This window comes from uncultured Winogradskyella sp., from assembly GCF_947498005.1.
Classification (GTDB): domain Bacteria; phylum Bacteroidota; class Bacteroidia; order Flavobacteriales; family Flavobacteriaceae; genus Winogradskyella.
In genome coordinates this window covers 468,424-488,550 of the sequence record NZ_CANMIW010000001.1, presented here as the reverse complement: position 1 = coordinate 488,550, position 20,127 = coordinate 468,424, and the positions used below count along the sequence as shown (strand labels likewise).

Annotated in this window: 12 protein-coding genes; 9 read left to right on the top strand and 3 right to left on the bottom strand. The window is 32.2% G+C overall.

The window, feature by feature from the left end; all coding sequences use genetic code 11:
• Positions 1-9 precede the first annotated feature (9 nt).
• From Q0891_RS02115 to Q0891_RS02105, 3 genes are all read left to right on the top strand, one after another.
• Positions 10-717 carry a hypothetical protein gene (locus Q0891_RS02115; protein WP_299098410.1) on the top strand — a complete coding sequence of 236 codons (708 nt, stop codon included), beginning with the start codon at positions 10-12 and terminating at the stop codon, positions 715-717.
• A 92-nt stretch (positions 718-809) separates the two neighbouring features.
• Positions 810-1,520, top strand: coding sequence for a DUF6090 family protein (locus Q0891_RS02110; protein WP_299098409.1), 711 nt, complete (start codon positions 810-812; stop codon positions 1,518-1,520).
• 60 nt (positions 1,521-1,580) lie between these two features.
• On the top strand, positions 1,581-2,720 hold the full coding sequence (locus Q0891_RS02105) for a DUF6090 family protein (protein WP_299098408.1): 1,140 nt from the start codon (positions 1,581-1,583) through the stop codon (positions 2,718-2,720).
• 96 nt (positions 2,721-2,816) lie between these two features.
• On the opposite strand, the gene Q0891_RS02100 is transcribed toward Q0891_RS02105, so the two are convergent.
• Positions 2,817-3,341, bottom strand: a complete 525-nt coding sequence (locus tag Q0891_RS02100; RefSeq protein WP_299098407.1) for a hypothetical protein — start codon at positions 3,339-3,341, stop codon at positions 2,817-2,819.
• 271 nt (positions 3,342-3,612) lie between these two features.
• Here Q0891_RS02100 and Q0891_RS02095 point away from each other — a divergent pair, with 271 nt between their 5' ends.
• From Q0891_RS02095 to Q0891_RS02080, 4 genes are all read left to right on the top strand, one after another.
• Positions 3,613-6,114, top strand: coding sequence for a T9SS type A sorting domain-containing protein (locus tag Q0891_RS02095; RefSeq protein WP_299098406.1), 2,502 nt, complete (start codon positions 3,613-3,615; stop codon positions 6,112-6,114).
• A 502-nt stretch (positions 6,115-6,616) separates the two neighbouring features.
• A complete protein-coding gene (locus tag Q0891_RS02090; RefSeq protein WP_299098405.1) occupies positions 6,617-12,190 on the top strand; it encodes an MG2 domain-containing protein in 5,574 nt (1,857 codons plus the stop codon).
• A gap of 160 nt (positions 12,191-12,350) precedes the next feature.
• Entirely contained in the window at positions 12,351-13,202 is an 852-nt protein-coding gene (locus Q0891_RS02085; protein WP_299098404.1) for an SH3 domain-containing protein, read from the top strand.
• Positions 13,203-13,296: 94 nt separating this feature from the next.
• Entirely contained in the window at positions 13,297-13,608 is a 312-nt protein-coding gene (locus tag Q0891_RS02080) for an antibiotic biosynthesis monooxygenase (RefSeq protein WP_299098403.1), read from the top strand.
• A gap of 69 nt (positions 13,609-13,677) precedes the next feature.
• Here the strand turns inward: Q0891_RS02080 and Q0891_RS02075 are convergent, their stop codons facing one another.
• Positions 13,678-15,975 (bottom strand): T9SS type B sorting domain-containing protein, encoded by a 2,298-nt coding sequence (locus tag Q0891_RS02075; protein ID WP_299098402.1) that lies wholly within the window; start codon positions 15,973-15,975, stop codon positions 13,678-13,680.
• Between the two features lie 79 nt (positions 15,976-16,054).
• Between Q0891_RS02075 and pbpC the strand changes: the two genes are divergently transcribed.
• Positions 16,055-18,406: a penicillin-binding protein 1C gene (pbpC, locus tag Q0891_RS02070; RefSeq protein ID WP_299098401.1), complete on the top strand. Its 2,352-nt coding sequence runs from the start codon at positions 16,055-16,057 to the stop codon at positions 18,404-18,406.
• Between the two features lie 53 nt (positions 18,407-18,459).
• A complete protein-coding gene (locus Q0891_RS02065) occupies positions 18,460-18,897 on the top strand; it encodes a hypothetical protein (protein WP_299098400.1) in 438 nt (145 codons plus the stop codon).
• A 69-nt stretch (positions 18,898-18,966) separates the two neighbouring features.
• Here the strand turns inward: Q0891_RS02065 and Q0891_RS02060 are convergent, their stop codons facing one another.
• Positions 18,967-20,067 (bottom strand): endonuclease/exonuclease/phosphatase family protein, encoded by a 1,101-nt coding sequence (locus Q0891_RS02060; protein ID WP_299098399.1) that lies wholly within the window; start codon positions 20,065-20,067, stop codon positions 18,967-18,969.
• Positions 20,068-20,127 lie beyond the last annotated feature (60 nt).

Below are 20,127 nucleotides of genomic sequence, written 5' to 3'. Positions count from 1 at the left end.
ACCTTTAATATGATTAAGTTTTTTAGACACATTAGAAAAAAACTTCTCTCTGAAAACAAATTCAGTAAATATCTAATTTATGCCATTGGCGAAATAGTCTTGGTGATAATAGGTATTCTTATTGCATTAGCCATTAACGAAAATGCAAAAGAAAAAAATAACTTAGAATTACGCGATTTATATATCATTCAGCTAGAAGATGAAGCCAACCGCAACATTGAACGATTAAAAGAACTTAAAGATTTTACAATAGAAATGCTTAAAGAAGTTGATACTTTAAGTTACATATTATATAACAAAGGCTACGATAACCCAAAATTGCCACCTAAAGCCTTTAAGCTAATGGATACTGAATACTTCAACCCATCAACGGTAACCTATGAAAATTTGAAATTTTCTGGTGACTTAAAACTGTTTGATGATTTAAACTTGCGTAACTCAATATCTGAAGCTTATGAAACAATTAATGACGTTAAATATGTTGAAGATTTAGATTTTAGCGGATTTGAAGATTATTATTTTAATTTTTTAATTAAAAATGTGAGCTTTTTTGAAATGCAGTTAACCGCAAAAAATTATGCAAAAGAAATCCATTTTCAGAATTATATTTTAGCCCGACGAACCTCTTTAAATCTAAATAAAGAAGCCTATGAGCGTTCAATAAAATCCTTTAATAAACTAAAGGCCGTTTTTGCAGAATTAAAAGATGATAATTAGAGTACGACAATATAAATCTTATTCATGCCTAAAGGCTTGGATCCAAACACTAACAAATGATTAAGTTTTTTAGAAAAATACGATACGACCTTATGGAAAAAAACAAAATAGGAAAGTACCTTAAATACGCTATTGGTGAAATTATCCTTGTAGTGCTGGGAATTTTAATTGCCTTACAACTAAATAACCTCAATGATGAACGGAAAACTGAAAATTTAAGACAAGTTTATTATAAACAACTACTACAAGATTTTGAGAACGACAAAGCATATATAAAAGAGTATTCTTCAAGAATAGATTCTAATATGGTAAAATTTAGAGCCTATAAAGAAATTTATAATCAACCAAACTTACCAATATTCCAAATAATATCTGAGGTTAGAAATTTAGCTTGGCCACTTTATAATGTTCAATTCAAATCTAACACGACACATACATTACAGAATACGGGCGACATCAAATTCATACCACCTATTATTAGAGAACAAATTATCCGTTTAGAAAAATATAAAGAACAAACAGAAAAAGTTTCTAAATACAACAATGATAAATCTGGTGAAGGGACATCTGCGGCAGCTAATAAATTTGGAAGTGAAGAATTTGCCTTTAAAAACATACAAAATCAGCCCAAACTATCGGAATATCTATTTGAAGAAAAAAACTTAATAGAGCTTCTTTTTTTATTAGAAAACAGCCAATTTATGAAGGTTGAATCGGAAAAAGGAAGTCTTATAAGATTCAAGAAAATTTTATCTGACATGGATGAAATTACAAATCTCATTAATAAAGAATTGAACAAATAATAAAAGCGCAACTATCTACATTATACTAATACTCAAAGCATTGAGACCAAACACTAACCAATGATAAAATTCTTCCGAAAAATCCGCCAAAACTTACTCTCAGAAAACAAAACTGGCAAGTACTTTAAATATGCCATTGGCGAAATCATTCTTGTAGTTATTGGAATTCTCATTGCGCTTCAAATAAATAATTGGAACGAAAAAAGGAAAACTAATACTGTTTTAGAAAATTACTACCATCAAATTATAACAGACTTAGCAAAAGACTACAATCGCATGCATTATGATATCAACACTTTGGAATCAAATTACTTATCATCATACAACGAATTTGTAAAAAAATTACCATCTCAAAACAGTCCAGAAGCCATTATATTAAGTTCCCTAGAACTTGAATACACTACAACTGCTTACACTAATTTTAACACCAATACTATAGAGACTTTACAAGCCACAGGTGATATAAAATTAATACCAACAGAAATTAGAAATAAACTCATTGAACTAAAAAATGACCAAGACAGATCTTATAAAGCGAGTAATAATAATTATGATAATTTTTTAAATGAAATAAGTAGAGCTACAGTTTTAGGCTATAATCCTAATCTTATTTCATTTAATGGAAAGAACACATTAAATGAGCAACTTTATAAAGATTTAGAAATAGAAGATAATTATTCAGAAATTGCTCTAATTATAGTGTCATCCTATTTTGCCAAAAACATAGGAGAACTTGATACCTTTAGAAATTTAAAATCTATACAAGAAGATGCTAATAATCTATTTTTATTAATCAATGAGGAATTAGGCAATCCGTACAAGGATCTTGAAAGGGTTGTAACGGAATTTAAAACTTTAGATAAACTTGTAAATACAGGTAAAACAGCAGACGAAATTATTGCAGTTATAGAAGCCCAAGATAGAGACAATCCGGATTATAACATTTCAGAACGCTATATAAATTCTTTAGGTTATTATTACTTAAATACATTCAAAAAGCCAGAAGATGCTATAAAAATTTTTAAACTCAATATAGAGTTATACCCAGACTCTTGGAACCCTTATGATAGTTATGGCGAGTGCTTAGTACGTATGGGAGATTTAGAAAATGGCATTAAAAACTATAAGAAATCACTAGAATTAAATCCAGAAAATGAGAATGCAATAAAAGTACTTAAGGAATTGAAAGTAGAAAATTGAAGAGGAATAAATAAAGTGTATTAACTGCTATAAATCATTGAGTGTTTTGGCTAATTCCATAAAATAATTAATTATTCATTGTATCGTAGCACGTTTTTATTTTTGTAGTAATTTGAATGTTGCTTTCCTCAACTTTTTATTCAAATTAAATGTCAAAGCAACTCTGTGGTTACTTACATTCTTTAAATTTTCATCTTTTAATGCAATTCCATATCCATATGTCAAATTAACCCATCCACCAAGGCTAAATCCTAATTCAGGTAGAACTCGAAACTCTGAATTGCCATTTTGAAAATAATTAACAGCCGAAAGTCTCATTGTAAAAAACATGGGTGATATTTCATATCCAATTTTTGGTGCTATAGTAAAGTTTTCGTTAGTCAGAAAATTTGATTCAAATCCTAACCTAAATCCACTAATTCCAACAATAGGGACTTTAGATTTAAAATCTACAGTTACTTTTCCTATTAAAACATTTACATCGGCAAATAAATTTCCTTGTAAAATAAGACCTGGTGAAAAAGCAAAATCAGTTTTAGATTCAGTTAGGCTTTTCTCTTCTTGAGAATAGCAGAGAAATGAGCTTAAAATCAAAAAAAAGAAAGTAACACTTTTAATCATTGCTCAATTTTTACTTAAAGGTATATCAATTTAAATCTATAACTCCTCATTTACTTCTATCTATAAAACAAAAATCTACAAAAATTTTATATTAAGCAGTTATTTGCTAAATTACATCTTATACGATGTAGCCATAAACATACAAACACCTATGTTATCTTTAAACACGTGTTTAAAGGATAAAATTTATGATATCTCGTAGAAATCTAATTGACACATAGAATAACCACAGATAAGAATCTGTATTTTTAACTCAAAACCCAAAATTTATATGAAGTCATTTTTACCTACACTTTTCTTGCTATTTGCTTTTAACTTAACCTTTGCCCAATTAGGTTTTGAAGCACATTACGTATATGGTGAAGCCTCCTACAACGAATCACTTTGTGTAGAGGACATAACAAATAATGGACATTTAGACATTATTTACTCTACAACTTATGCAGGTAGTGGTGACAGCGTAAAATTTGTTACTAATGTAAATGGCGAAGGTAGTTTTTCCTATCCATCTTATATCTCTAGTTTAAACTTTGCAACCTCTATATATGCTGCAGATTTAGATGGTGACAATGATTTAGATATTATTACAGCAAACTCATTAGAAGATAAGGTCTCTTGGCATAGAAATGAGTACAATGGTTTTGTATATTTTGATACTGATGCTGAGGAGATAATAACAGAAACTCAAAATGCACCTTCTTCTGTATTTGCAGAAGATATAGATGGGGATGGTGATTTAGATGTCCTTGTAACTTCTGCTTATGATGATACTGTGGCATGGTATGAAAACACAGATGGCTTAGGTAACTTTGGAGCTAAACAAGTTATCTTTAATAATGCAGATGGTGCAAATTATATTGAGAGTGCAGATGTTGATGGCGATGGAGATATGGATCTACTTGTAGCCTCAAACTACGACAACGTAATAAGATGGTTTAAAAATACCGATGGGCAAGGCACTTTTGTATTAGGCGAAGTTATTACCACATTTGTAAGTTATGTTTATAAAGCTACGTTTGCTGATGTAGATGGTGATGGCGATTTAGATGTACTCTCGGCATCTTCTAGTGATAGTAAAATTGCCTGGTACGAAAACACAGATGGTCTTGGTTCTTTTGGTGCACAACAAATTATTAGTACCGAATTAAGCTTTCCGAAAGAAATTGAAAGTGCCGATTTAGATAATGATGGCGATCTGGATATTATTGCATCCTATGGTAGCTATGGCGGAACTGTTGAAACTGCTGAAATAGTTTGGATTGAAAACCTAGACGGACTTGGTACTTTTGGAAGTATACAAAGTATTAGTGGTCCTGGTCATGGTGCTCATACTATTTCTGTAAAAGATATAGATGAAGATGGTATTCTAGATATAGCTTTTGTCAGTTCTTTTGATATGGGTTGGTATAAAAACCTTGGTATTTCAAGTAATGAAATTTCAGGATATGTAAAACTAGACACTAACCTCACTGGTTGTACAAATCCTAATATTGACATACCTAATATATTTATAACAACCACAAATGGCACAGAAACTTTGACATCAATGACCTTAAATAATAGTTTGTATCAATTATTTCCAGGTGAAGGCGATTATACGACAACTATTGCCTCTCAATTACCAAGTTATTTTAATGTATACCCAAGCTCGTACGACTCCTCTTTTACAGGTTATAGCAGTACTGATACAGCCAATTTTTGCTTGCAACGTTCTGGTGTTGTAGATGATTTAAGTATATCGCTATATCCATTATCTGACCCTAGACCAGGATTTGATATTATTTACAAACTCGTCTATCGTAATAACGGTAACACACAATTAACTGGTAGTGTAACATTAGACTTTGATGATGAAAAAATACAATATATCACTGCGAATGAAAATGTTGTTCAAGATTCAGATACCTCATTGAGTTTAAGTTTTACAGACCTCAGCCCTTTTGAAATTAGAACCATTGATTTAAGATTTAATGTTTTTCAGATACCAACAACTAATATTGACGATGTTATAGAATTTACAGCAACCGTAAATCCAATAACAGGAGATGAAACACCAGATGACAATGTTTTTCTCTTCAAAGATCTTGTAATTGGTGCTTATGACCCTAACGATATTAGAGTTTTAGAAGGTGAAACTGTTCATATTGATGATTCAGATGAATATTTACATTATATCATTCGTTTTCAAAATACAGGTACTGCAGAAGCAATAAACGTTAATGTAGAAAACACATTAGATGACAAACTAGATTGGACAACCATGCAGCTAGAATCCTTAAGTCATGATGGTCGGGTGGAAATAACGAACAACACGCAAGTTAATTTTATATTTAACGATATCAATCTACCAGATAGTACTAACGATGAACCTAATTCCCATGGTTATATTGCTTACAAAATAAAACCAATAAATTCGGTTCAGATCGCTGATATTGTTAATAATACAGCAGACATTTATTTCGATTTTAATCCTGCAATAACAACAAACACCGTATCTACAGAATTTGTTGAGCAACTCTTTAATGCAGATTATGATATAAATAATTTCTCAATTTTTCCGAACCCAACTTCTGGTTTAATAAATATATCTAGTAAAACAGCATTACTTACAATTTCAGTAATTGATATAAATGGTAGAAATCTAAAAGAAATTCAATTTAACAATCACACATTGAATACTGAACTCGACTTATCTCATTTAAAAAGTGGCGTTTATTTTTTAAATATAAATTCAAACCTTAAAACAACCAATATTAAAGTGATGGTTAAGTGATAGCGTTTACTTCATGAAAATTGAAACAATAAGCGAATAAAATATTTAAAGCCAAATACTAGCCGATTTTGATTTAGTTAAAGGCACAAAAAAATTAATTTAGGGGTACCAAACTAGAAACTATCAGTTTACACTTTTCAAATGATGCTCAATTAGAAAGTGCCATTATATAATGCGCAACCTATACAAAACTTATAAATAGTAAGGCTGTGAGCTTAACACAACGTATCCTTGAGATTTTAGACTTAATAGAGCAAAATTGAGATTAATACTGCTATTAAGTCCTCTAAAAGATATTTGTAAATAATTACATATTATTTACAAATATCAATACTAAAACAATCCTAATTTACTCCCTTCATTTCATAACAATTCTTAACTTTAAGAACAATTTAACAACCAGCCAAAGTCTAAACCCATAAAAATCACAGTACTTATTTAACAAGAATGCACCTACCCTTCTTTTTTAAATCGTAGTTTTACTCTTTAACCCATCAACATCATGAACATTAAAAAGCACCTCGTCCTACTCCTAATTGTCATTTCTGCATTCTCTTGTAAGGATAAAACTATTGAAACCGATAATGTATTTAAGTACAGAAATTATATAAGTTATACCACTTCTGGATTAGTTTCTATTGCAGAACCCATAAAAATTAGTCTTTCTGATACGGTTGCTGGATGGGAAATTGATAAAGTATTACCAACAGATCTTATAAAAATTACACCGCACGTTCAAGGCGAATTAAAAGCCATGAACAATCACACTGTGCTTTTTACACCAGACGAAAATTTAGAACCAGCTACAGAATACACGGTAAAAGTAAAGTTATCTGAGGTTTACGATGATATTCCAAAGGAGTTTGAAGATTATACATTTCAGTTCAAAACCATTACACCAAGCTTTAATATTACAACGCAAAACTTGCAATCTTACAGTAAAGAATGGCAATACCTTTTTGCGGATTTAAGATCTGCAGATGTCATATCGCTTGCTGATGCTAAAAAGTTAGTTTCGGCATCTCAAAACTCAAAAAATTTAAAATTAGTTTGGAATGAGGAATTAGAATATTCAAAATACTTCGAGTTTAAAATAGACAGTATCAATCGTTTAGTTGAAGACAGTAAAATTGATATCGCTTGGGATGGTTCTGCGATAAAAGCAGAAAACAAAGGCGAGAATTTTTTAACCATTCCAGGAAAAAACAACTTTGTCATTGTAAATACAGAGGTTGTTCAAAGTCCTGAGCAATATTTATCCCTAAATTTTTCAGACCCTTTAGTAAAGCAACAAAACTTTGCTGGTTTAATTTCAATTCAAGGTGTAAAAAATCCAAAATATATTGTAGATGGCAATGTGTTAAAAGTCTATCCAAACACTAAATTAGTTGGCACAATTCAGGTTGATGTTTTTAAGGGTATCAAAAATACAGATGGCTTCAAATTAAAAAAACCATTTTCAGAAACGATCACTTTTGAAGAAATTAAACCCGAAGTAAGACTCATCAGTAATGGAAGTATTCTTCCAAATTCAAATAACTTAAAATTCAATTTTGAAGCTGTTAACTTGAGTAAAGTCGATGTGAGGATTATTAAAATATACGAAGACAATGTGCTTCAGTTTTTACAAGATTATAACATTGGTAGCAATGATCAATATGCTATTAAAAAAGTAGGAAGACGCATAGCTAAGGAAACCATAACTTTAATTCAAGAAGACAACCAAAACACCGGTAAATGGAAAGCCTACAGCATAGATTTATCTAAATACTTATCAGCAGATCCTGGTGCTATTTATCGTGTAGAATTGAGCTATAAAAAGTCGTACTCGTTATACGATTGTTCTTCAAAAGCTGAAACCACAAATGTTGATGAAGATGATTACTACGACGATTATTATGGGGAAGATTATTATACCTCAGAAGAGCTAACTGAAGAAGAAGAAAATTATAGGGAAGAACTATATTGGGACAACCTAAATTATAGCTACAGAAACAATAATTACCGCTGGAGAGATAGAGATAACCCTTGCACAGATTCTTATTTTAACTACGGAAACCGTGTTGTATCTCAGAACTTAATAAGCTCAAATCTTGGTGTAATTGCAAAACAAGGAAACGACAATAACTACATGTTTGCGGTTACTAATATTTTAAATACAGATCCAGAAAATGGCGCTAAAGTAACCTTATACAATTATCAACAGCAAGAACTTGCAGAAGGTATTACCAACCAAGAGGGTATTATAAAAATTGATGCAAAAAACAGAGCTGCTTTTGCAATTATATCTAAAGGAAAAAGTGTTAGTTATGTAAAATTACATGATGGCATGTCTTTATCTCTTAGTAAATTTGATGTGTCAGGAAGCAGATTACAACGCGGATTAAAAGGTTATATCTATGCAGAACGTGGTGTTTGGAGACCAGGAGACAGCTTGTTTTTAACATTTATGCTTAATGATAATGCTAACAAATTACCTAAACGTCATCCTGTAAAATTAGAAATCACTGATCCTGTAGGTAAATTAGTTTACAGAAAAGTCTCTGTAGATAATCTTAATAATTTCTACGATTTTATAGTACCAACCTCAACAGATTATAAAACAGGAAATTATAATGCTAAAGTATCTGTTGGAGGCGCAACATTCTCTAAAGGTTTAAAAATTGAAACTGTAAAACCAAATAGACTTAAAATTAAAATAGATTTTGAAAACGAAATTCTAACCAACAATAAACCACTTCAAGGCGACTTAAATGTCACTTGGTTACATGGTGCACCTGCAAAAAATTTAAAAGCCGAAGTAAAAGCAAAATTCACATCATCGTATACCAGTTTTGAAGGTTTTAAGGATTACGTTTTTAACGATCCTACAAGAACATTTAATTCAGAAGAAACTAATGTTTTTGAAGGTAATTTAGATGAAGATGGAAACGCAAAAATTAATTCAAAATTAAATATTGGTAAAAATGCACCAGGCATGTTAAGAGCGCAATTTTTAGTAAGAGCTTTTGAGAATGGAGGCGATTTTTCTCTAGATGCTTTCTCAATGCCTTACGCACCTTACGAGAGTTTTGTTGGCTTAAAATCGCCAAAGGGAAATAATTATGGCTCATTCTTCACAGACGAAAATCACACCTTTAATGTCGCTACTGTAACTGCAGAAGGCAAACCTGTACAACGTAAAAATCTCGAAGTTAAAGTTTATAAGGTTGAATGGCGTTGGTGGTGGAATTCTTCTTACGACAACTTATCGAGTTACGTATCGAGTAATTACCATAGACCAGTTCAAACATTTTCTGTAAACACAGATGCGAATGGCAAAGCAAATTTCAAACTTAAAATTCCTGAAAACGAACGTGGTCGTTATTTAATTAGAATAGTAGATCCTGTAAGTGGACATGCCACAGGAAGAACTGCATATTTTTATAAAAATTGGTGGTCCACAAACCCATCTAACGATAAAGAGGCAGCTAAAATGTTGGTATTCTCTACAGATAAGGAAAACTATAATGTTGGCGATACGGCGAAGTTAACCTTCCCTTCTGGCACTGAAGGAAGAGCATTAGTTAGTATAGAAAATGGGACCGAAGTATTACAGCACCAATGGGTAAAAACTAAAAAAGGCGAAACAACAGTTGACATTCCTGTGACATCAGAAATGGCACCAAATGTATTTATTAATATTTCATTATTGCAACCACATGCTATTACATCTAATGATTTACCAATTCGATTATATGGTGTTATTCCGATGATGGTTGAAGATCCATCTACAAAATTAGAACCTAAAATTGAGATGCCAGATGTTATAAGACCAGAACAATCTTACGAGATAAAAGTGTCTGAGAAAAACAACAAAGCTATGACTTACACTATCGCAGTTGTTGAGGAAGGCTTGTTAGATTTAACCCGTTTTAAAACACCAAATGCTTGGGATAGCTTCTATGCTCGCGAAGCTTTACGTGTAAAAACTTGGGATATTTTTGACGATGTTGTTGGTGCTTACTCTGGTAGTATTGATCAAGTTTTTGCTATTGGAGGCGATGGCAGTGCAGCAGGTGGAAAAAACAAAAAAGCCAATCGTTTTAAACCTGTAGTAACGTATTTAGGTCCATTCCTTTTAGGCGAAGGCAAAACCAAAACACATCAACTTAAAATGCCAAATTATATTGGTGCAGTTAGAGCAATGGTTATTGCTGGTAATAACACATCTGAAGCTTACGGAAGTGCAGACAAATCTGTACAAGTTAAACAGCCGTTAATGGTATTGGCAACCTTACCTAGAAAGTTAAGTCCAGGTGAAAAAGTAACATTACCTGTTACGGTTTTTGCTATGGAAGATAAAGTGAAAAACGTTAATCTGTCTTTAAAACTTAGTGATGGCATAACCGTAAAAGGCGAATCGTCTCAATCCTTAAAATTTAGTAAACCAGACGAAAAAATGGTATATTTTGAATTGGATGTCACTAAAGCTAAAGGTATCAATACCATTGAAGTCATCGCAACAGGAAATGGCGAAAAATCAACCTATAAAGTTGAAATTGATGTAGAAAACCCTAATCCATTTACGTCTAAAGTCATTGACCATGAGTTAGAAGCTAACGCAAAACAAACAATAAATGTAACCACATTTGGTGTATCAGGAACTAACTCAGCAACGGTAGAATTTTCAACTTTACCACCAATGGATTTTACACGCAGACTACAATATTTAATTCGCTATCCACATGGTTGTTTAGAGCAAACGACATCTAGTGTTTTCCCTCAATTATTTTTAGCAGATATTTTTGATTTGTCAGCAAAAAAGAAAAAAGAACTTCAAAGTAATATTGAAAATGGTATTAAACGATTAGGTAATTTTCAGCAACCAAATGGTGGCATGAGTTATTGGATGGGAGAAAACACAGCCAATGATTGGAGTACTAGTTATGCAGGTCATTTTATGATTGAAGCAGAGAAAAAAGGATTTGTTCTGCCATTAACTTTTAAAAGTAATTGGTTGGCTTACCAAAAACAAGCAGCTAGAAATTGGCGACCAAGCTATAAAATTTATCATTCAGATTTAGCACAAGCGTATCGTTTATACACGTTGGCTTTAGCAGGAAGTCCTGATTTAGCAAGCATGAATAGATTACGTGAGTTTGAAGAAATTTCAAACGAGGCCAAATGGCGACTAGCAGCGGCTTACGCTTTAGCAGGACAAAAAGAGGCTAGTGATGCTATTTCTAAGACAGCAAATATCAATTTTCAGCCACCTAGATCTAATTATTATACTTATGGTTCGGTGGACAGAAATAGAGCCATGGCTTTAGAAACGATGATTATTACTGGCAATCCAAAGGCTAGAGATTTAGCTAAAACAATTGCTAAGGATTTATCTAGCGATAATTGGATGAGTACACAAACCACAGCATATAGTTTGTTAGCAATGGGAAAAATGGTCATAAAAAATGGTGGTAAAGATTTAAAACTATCGTACAGTATTAATGGAAAATCGGAGACTATAGATACTAAAAATGCTATTGCTCAACGTAGTATTCCTATTAAAGATGGTACTAACCAAATTTCAATTAATAATGCCAAAGATAATTTGGTCTATGTTAGAGTCGTAAGTTCTGGTAAGCTAAAATTAGGTAAGGAATTAGCAGAGCAAAGAGGTTTTACTATTTCTACAATCTATAAGGATCTGCAAGGCAATAAAATTGATGTAAGTAAATTACAGCAAGGGCAAGATTTTGTCGCAACAGTTAGTATTTCAAACTTAACAAACGACTACGTACGAGATGTTGCATTGACACAAATTTTCCCATCTGGTTGGGATATTGTTAATACAAGATTCACAGCTTTTGGAGACACTACTGTAAGCCAAGCGCGATATACAGATATTAGAGATGATCGTGTCAATTTCTATTTTGATATAAATAAGAAAGGAAAATACGGTACTAAAACATTTACTGTTTTACTAAATGCGTCTTATTTAGGCACCTATTATTTACCAGGCACACAAGCAGAAGCCATGTATGATAATGATTATTTGGTTCGTAATAAAGGCGAATGGATCACGGTTGAGAAGTAACCAAGACCTCACAGGTTTTTAAAACCTGGCGAGTCTAATATCGAGATACTGAAACAAGTTTAGCATGACAAATTAAATAAACTAAACACTTGTCGGTCGACAGACAAGAATCCTAAAATGAAAACCGCTAAAAAAATGTTTAACCCAAAAACAAAAAATTATGAACAATTTAAAACAGATTTTAGCGATCGCAATGCTTGTAAGTGTTGCATTTGTAACAGCACAACAAACAGCATATGTTGCTGCTGAAAGTGGATTATCTCTTAGAGACCAACCAGATATTAGCGCAAAACTTTTGAGTAAATTATCCTACGGCGAAGCCATTGGTGTTATCGAAAAAACAGATAAAGATTTAGTAGTCGTAGAGGCTGGAGAAAAAATAAGTGGTCAATGGGTAAAAGTTGAAACTAGAAACCATATTGGTTATGTTTTTAACGGTTACTTATCGGCAACAAAAATTTCTAAAACGATTAGAATAGGATTAGAAAAACTCAATGTTGAAATAAAAAATCTAGCCACAAGTGACAACAAAAGAATTCACAAGCTAAAACAACAAGATTCATTAAGAATAAATGTAGATAAAGGTGCCACACCAGAACAAAAGCAAGTTGTTTTGGTCGAGAATGACTATAAACATGTGAGTATTTTTCAACGTTATGAAAATAGCATATCCTTTATGAGTGCAGATAAAAAATGTGACACAAACGAATGGAAACATTTTGACTCTGAATGGAAACCTATAAAACAGTTAAGATCTAATACATTCGAAACTCTAACATACACTGAAGACGATTGGAAAAAATTTATAAAAACATCAATTGAAGACTTAAAAACAGAAGTTATTGACCAATGTGGCGACAAATGGTTAGCGTACGTTGAGAATATAAAAAACGTGAAAAATTATCCTGTTGCTGTATCCACAAACCGAATTTTTCTTAAATTTATTATCACTGATTTTGAAGATAATATCACAGAAAAAATAATTGAATTTGATATACCAAAAGGTTATTAATAGAAAAATTATTTAGAGACCTGCAAGGTTTTAGAAACCCTGTAGGTCTTTTTATTTTTAATAATAAATTATTGGAGGATAAAAACATTATAACATGACGAACGACAAACCATACTACGCCGTAATTTTTACCTCAACACAAACTGAAAACACAGAAGGCTATACAGAAATGGCTGATGAAATGGAAAGTTTAGCTAAAAAGCAAAATGGGTTTTTAGGCATAGATTCTGCGAGAAATGAAGTTGGCATTACAGTAAGTTATTGGAAAGATTTAGAAGCAATTAAAAACTGGAAAGCTAATACTGCGCATCTGTTCGCACAGCAAAAAGGACGCAATGAATGGTACAATTGGTACAATGTGAAGATTTGTAAAGTAGAACGTGAATATGAGTTTTTAAAATCCTAAAAACCGTATTAAGTGTATTTATTTTTAGATTCTAGAACGTGGTCAGGATCTAAAAAAACTTTTAATAAATCAGCGTTTTAAAGTAAAATGACCAACATATTTTTTGTCATCTAAAACGATGCGATACCAATAATCTGATGTTGGTAATTTAGCATTATTAAAAGTTCCATCCCAAAACCCATTACTGTTTTTTACGGAGTACAACAACTTACCATAACGATCAAAAATTGAAACCTCTGAAGTAGCAAAATACTGAGCTACATTAAATATAAAAAGATCATTAATACCATCGCCATTTGGCGTTATAAATTTTTGAGTATAAAAGTGAAAATGCTCTTGAGTGACCACAAAATCGCAACTATTAGATTTTATGTATATAGTATATAATTCACTTTGTACGTTTCCAAAACTATTAGTGTATTGATAATTTACACCATCAATAGAGTACTCATAATTTCCATCATTAACAAGATTTACAATAATAGAACTTCCATCTGAACTAACACTTTCAATTTGTGGAATTTCAATTAATGTAACGTTAAAATTTATAATTTCGGTAAGGCAACCATCTGTTACTTCAACAGTATAAATGCCCTCTGAATCAATTATAATAGAAGACGTTATTTCTCCAGAACTCCATAAGTAACTCGGATTGTCAATAGTTGAAATAGCTTCTATTTCTATCGTTTCATCTTCACATAAAAACAAAAACTCTTCGCTGTATACTAATGGTTGTTCTCCTAGTATTTCCCATTCACATATAGATGAATTAAAAGCCGTCGTTTGCCAGCAAAATAAATCTACAGGTGCATTGGGTTGCTCTCCTATAATTTCCCATTCGCAAACTAAATCATTAAAGGTTGTAGATTGCCAACACTCTAAATTTGTAGGTTCAGTAAGCTGAGTACCTGTTATATCCCAAACACACGTTATATTGTTAAATGTAGTTGTTTGCCAACATTCAACAATTGGCTCTTCTGGTTGTTCTCCCGTAATTTCCCAATCGCAAATGGTTTCATCAAAAGCTGCCGTCTGCCAACACTCTAAATTTATAGGTTCAGTAGGCTGAGCACCTGTTATATCCCAAACACACGTTATATTGTTAAATGTAGTTGTTTGCCAACATTCTATTGTTGGTTGTATTGGTTGCGTACCTGAAACTTCCCAAGCACAACTTACTGTATTAAAGGTTGCTAATTCCCAGCATTCTGTTGTTGGTTCTACTGGTTGCACACCAGTTACATCCCAAGCACAAGTAGAATTATTAAAGGTAACGGATTGCCAACACTCCAAATTTGTTGGTGCTAAAGGTTGAGATCCTGTTATCGTCCAACTACAAGTAAGATCACTGAAGGTTGCGGTTTCCCAGCATTCTGTTGCAGGTTCAGGTGGTGCTTGATTAATAATGATTTCATAAACATCGGAAAATGTTATACAATCATTATTATTTAAGTTAGAAGGATATTCAGCTACTTTAGCTCTATAATACGTTGTTGTTATAATGTCAATAACTGAAATTGAAGCACTCGTTTCACTAGGAATGTCAACCCAATTAAGATTATCCGTACTGAACTGCCACTGATAAAAATGGTCATTAAATACAACATTGTCTGGTGCAGCGGTAATAATTTCTGAATAAGGCGTTTGTGTACTACACAGTGTAACAGAATTACTGCTTGTACCATCGTTAACATCAATAGAATCGCCACAACTCTTAAATACTATGTCATCAATAGCCAAATCATTACCGCAGCCTCCTGGTGCATTATTAATCATTTTTAGCACTACTGATGTTTGCCCTATTGTAGATTGAAAAACTAATGCATATTGATTCCAGTCCGTTGCAGTTGTTCCAAATATATTTCCAGTAGTACCTGAAGCTAAAAGAGTGGTTTCTGTAGTATCCCAAATTTCAAAACTTACATTGATAGGAATAGCTCCTGCACCACAAAAACCATTTGGAGGTGTTAAATTTACGAGCCACGAAGAAAATTCATATGTCGTATTTTCACAAAGTCCATTTATGGTAGTTTTGTAAAACTCTCCTGCTGAGAAACTAGAATTAACAATGAGCATTCTTCCGTTCGTATCATTTTCAGTATGATCAGTAACAGTAAACCAATCGAAATAATTAGATGTGCTAGACACTGTATAAAATCCATCATTTGGATTTTGATTACCAGCGTATGAATACGTTGTAGTACCTGCAGGTAAAGCTATGTTTTGTGCTCCTGTACCAAATGTTTCTGTAAAAATTGGATCACCTGAATTCCCTTGACAAAAACCTAATTGTGCATTCGCAGTTTTAAATGCAAAAATTATGCAAAAAATTATGACTACCTTAAGACTTATAAATGATTTTCTCACGTATAAATATATAGATAACTTTGTCTAACAAAATTCATTTTTCTTCTAAATAAAAGTAAAAACTACAATTGTATAGGTTATGTATAGGTTAATAAGATACTTTAAACAAAATAAGATTAAATCTGTAGTGGTTTTAGTCTTCATTGTATCCTATTATTTCTGTTTACCTCAACAATTATTTAAAGATCCAACGGCAACTGTAATAACTAGCGAGTCAAATGAATTATTAGGTGCATTGATTGCAGATGATGGTCAATGGCGTTTTCCTGCAAATGACAGTATACCAGAAAAATTTAAAACTTGTATTCTTCAATTTGAAGATGAATATTTCTACAAACATCCTGGTTTTAATCCAGTTTCAATATTTAAGGCTATAAAAGGTAATATCAGTTCTGGTTCTGTAAAAAGAGGTGGCAGCACATTAACGCAACAAGTTATTAGACTTTCGAGAAAAGGACAATCGCGTACATACTTAGAAAAGGTAAAGGAAATTATTTTAGCCACGCGATTAGAGTTTAAATTATCAAAAGAAGAAATTTTAAACTTATACGCAAGTCATGCTCCATTTGGAGGAAACGTCGTTGGGATAGACGCGGCATCTTGGCGTTACTTTAATAGAAATGCCTCAAACTTATCTTGGGCAGAAAGTGCCACTTTAGCTGTTTTACCTAATGCACCGAGTTTAATTTATCCTGGAAAAAACCAAAAACACTTGTTAGACAAACGCAATCGATTGTTAAAAAAAATATACAATAATGGCACAATTGACGAGCTTACTTATGAGCTTTCCATTGCAGAAGGTTTACCACAAAAACCATATCCATTACCACAAATTGCACCACACCTATTGCAAAAAGTAGCAAAAGACAGTAGAGGAAAACGTATTAAGACAACTATAAATATAGCGTTACAAGAACAAGCTAATACCATAGTAAAGCAACATTATAATCTACTAAAGCAAAATGAAATTTATAACATGTCTGTTTTAGTATTAGATGTAAAAACTAGAAAAGTATTGACGTATATAGGTAATTCTCCTACAGATAATGCGCATCAAAAAAGTGTAGATATTATAGACAAACCTCGAAGTACTGGTAGTATTTTAAAACCATTTTTATACGCAGCAATGCTAGATGCTGGCGATTTATTACCAAATACTTTAGTTGCGGATGTGCCAACACAGTTTGGTAGCTATCAACCCGAGAATTATAATCAATCTTATGATGGTGCCGTTTTTGCAAACGAAGCTTTATCCCGTTCACTTAATGTCCCTATAGTGAGGATGCTACAAGAATTTGGTCTAGATCGGTTTTATCATTATCTAAAAGCATTAAAACTAAAAGATTTAAAATACAACGCTAATCATTATGGTTTATCTCTAGTTCTTGGTGGCGCAGAAAGTAATCTTTGGGATTTATGTAAAAGTTATGCTGCAATGGCTTCGACTTTGAATCACTTTAATGACAATTCTAGTCAGTATTTTACAAATGAATTTTGCCAACCGATTTACAATTCAAATAATACTATTGACTTAGGAAAACAAACCACTCAAAAAGATGTTTTTGATGCTGCATCTATATATCTCACTTTTGAAAGCATGAAACAGGTTAATCGACCAGAAAGTGATGAAAGCTGGGAATATTATGATTCTTCTCAAGAAATTGCATGGAAAACAGGCACCAGCTTTGGTTTTAGAGATGCATGGGCAATTGGCACAACAAAAGATTACGTCGTTGGTGTTTGGGTTGGGAATGCTGATGGTGAGGGACGTCCTGGTTTAGTTGGTGTACAAACCGCAGCACCAGTTCTGTTTGATGTTTTTGATTTGCTACCAAAAACCAATTGGTTTGCACAACCATATGACGAAATGTTAGAAGTAGACATTTGTAAAAAAAGTGGCTATAGAGCCTCTTCAATTTGTGATGATACTGAATTACGATTTATACAAACTAGTGGAAAAAAAACAGAACCTTGCCCTTATCATAAAATTATACATGTAGATGCTACTGAGCAATTTCAGCTAAATTCCTCTTGTGAACCTGTTTCACAAATTAATACCAAATCATGGTTTGTATTACCACCTTTACAAGCCCATTATTTCAAAAATAAGAATCCATTCTATAAACCTTTGCCACCATTTAGAGCAGATTGTGCAACGTCTGTAGATGTTTCCATGGAATTTATATACCCAAATCAGCAAAGTACTATTTATTTGCCTAAAGATTTTAACGGAAAAGTGAACGATTTAATACTTAAAGTAGCCCACTCAAAACCAGAATTAGAAATTTACTGGTACATTGACAGTGAGTATATTGGCAGCACTAAAGACATTCATGATATGGCTGTTTTACCAACCTCAGGAGAGCACGTAATTACAGTAATGGACGAATTAGGAAATAGTTTGAAACATAAAATTACAATTTCCAAATAAACGTGTTAGCTTTCAAATTACTACTTTTGCAGAAATCAATCAACTTATTCTTTATGGAAACACTTCAATTTTTACATTCAAAATGGGCTTATTTAGTTCTAATCGTTTTAGTACTTGCCACAATCAATGCACTCATTAAGTTTTTTGGAGACAAAGAGTTTGATGCCAAAGATTTTAGAATTTCTTTGTTTGCACTTATAACAATGCATATTCAACTACTTTTAGGTATTATTTTATATTTCACAAAAGGCTATTTCTCTACTATAGAACAAGTAGGTGGTATGGGTGAAGTAATGAAAAACTCAGCATTAAGAAACTTAATTATTGAGCATCCATTAACAATGATAATTGCTGTGACATTAGTAACTATAGGCTATTCTAAACACAAAAAGAAACTGACTTCTAAACCAAAATTTAAAATGTTAGCTATTTTTTATACTATAGCTTTAGTATTAGTTTTAGCAAAAATCCCTTGGAGTATTTGGTTTTAGAATTTAACGAAACCGCATAAAAAAGCGTCTAGAATTAAATTCTAGACGCTTTTTTATTACGTGAGACTATTAATTTTTTGTCTCAGTTTCCATTTTCTCTACAGGTTTAGTTTCCTCAGCTTCTTTTACTAAATAAATATAAACTGGAAAATGATCACTAAAGCCATCGGTAAATCCACCATCTGCAAAACTTCTTAATGGATATCCTTTGTATCTGCCATGTTTGTTGCTTAAATAGTGTTTATTAAATATTCCTGACTTGTAATAACGAAATGAAGAATAATCTTTATCTAAAAAAGGTTTTGTTACTAATACCTGATCAAATAAACTCCAAGCATCTCTATATCCTGTTGTTCCTAATCCTTGTTTCTTATATTGGTTCTCAAACGGATTATAGATCCCTTTAAGTGGAACTTTTTTCTTATCTGCTGTGGTTTTAAGCGCTTTTTTGAAACTTGCATTTGTTGGGTCATCATTATAATCACCCATTGTAATTATCTTAGCGTAAGGATCTATAGATTGTAATGAATCCATAATTCTTTTATTTAGCTTTGCAGCACCAACCCTTTTAGATCTACTACGTGCCTCTCCACCACTTCTAGATGGCCAGTGATTTACTATAATATGCATTAAGTCACCTTCTAACTTACCTGAAACCAGTAACTGATCTCTAGTAAAAACACGTTTTCGTGTTAAGTCATCATATATAAGAAGTTCATGAGAACTCGTCTCTATAGGTGTAAAAAGCGCTTTTTGATAAAGTAATGCGACATCAATACCTCGTTTATCTGGCGATTCATAATGAATAATTCCATAATCTTTATCTAATAACTGAGGGTCATTAACCAAATCCATAAGAACTTGTCTATTTTCAACTTCAGAAACCCCAATTATTGCAGGTGTATTTCCTGTAGCGTCAGAGCCAATATCAGCAACCACTCTCGCCATGTTTTTAACTTTATTCTTGTAAACCTCTCCACGCAATGATTCATTCATTTCCATTATAGGACTTGCTTCATCATATTTTGTAGGGTCATTAATAGTATCAAAAAGGTTCTCTAAATTATAGAAAGCTACCGTGTGAATTTTAAACTTCTTTTTTTCTTGAGCATTTAAATTAACAAATGCTATAACAGATAGCACAAGTAATCCTAGTTTTAATTTTTTCATTTAGCGTATGTTATGTTAACATTAATAACGTTACAAATCTTAAGCCAAAAGTATATATTT

Coding starts and splice junctions, on each gene's coding strand:
- Q0891_RS02060 (WP_299098399.1), bottom strand. CDS start 20,067: ATGAAAAAATTAAAACTAGGATTACTTGTGCTATCTGTTATAGCATTT.
- Q0891_RS02065 (WP_299098400.1), top strand. CDS start 18,460: ATGGAAACACTTCAATTTTTACATTCAAAATGGGCTTATTTAGTTCTA.
- pbpC (WP_299098401.1), top strand. CDS start 16,055: ATGTATAGGTTAATAAGATACTTTAAACAAAATAAGATTAAATCTGTA.
- Q0891_RS02115 (WP_299098410.1), top strand. CDS start 10: ATGATTAAGTTTTTTAGACACATTAGAAAAAAACTTCTCTCTGAAAAC.
- Q0891_RS02100 (WP_299098407.1), bottom strand. CDS start 3,341: ATGATTAAAAGTGTTACTTTCTTTTTTTTGATTTTAAGCTCATTTCTC.
- Q0891_RS02085 (WP_299098404.1), top strand. CDS start 12,351: ATGAACAATTTAAAACAGATTTTAGCGATCGCAATGCTTGTAAGTGTT.
- Q0891_RS02105 (WP_299098408.1), top strand. CDS start 1,581: ATGATAAAATTCTTCCGAAAAATCCGCCAAAACTTACTCTCAGAAAAC.
- Q0891_RS02080 (WP_299098403.1), top strand. CDS start 13,297: ATGACGAACGACAAACCATACTACGCCGTAATTTTTACCTCAACACAA.
- Q0891_RS02090 (WP_299098405.1), top strand. CDS start 6,617: ATGAACATTAAAAAGCACCTCGTCCTACTCCTAATTGTCATTTCTGCA.
- Q0891_RS02110 (WP_299098409.1), top strand. CDS start 810: ATGGAAAAAAACAAAATAGGAAAGTACCTTAAATACGCTATTGGTGAA.
- Q0891_RS02095 (WP_299098406.1), top strand. CDS start 3,613: ATGAAGTCATTTTTACCTACACTTTTCTTGCTATTTGCTTTTAACTTA.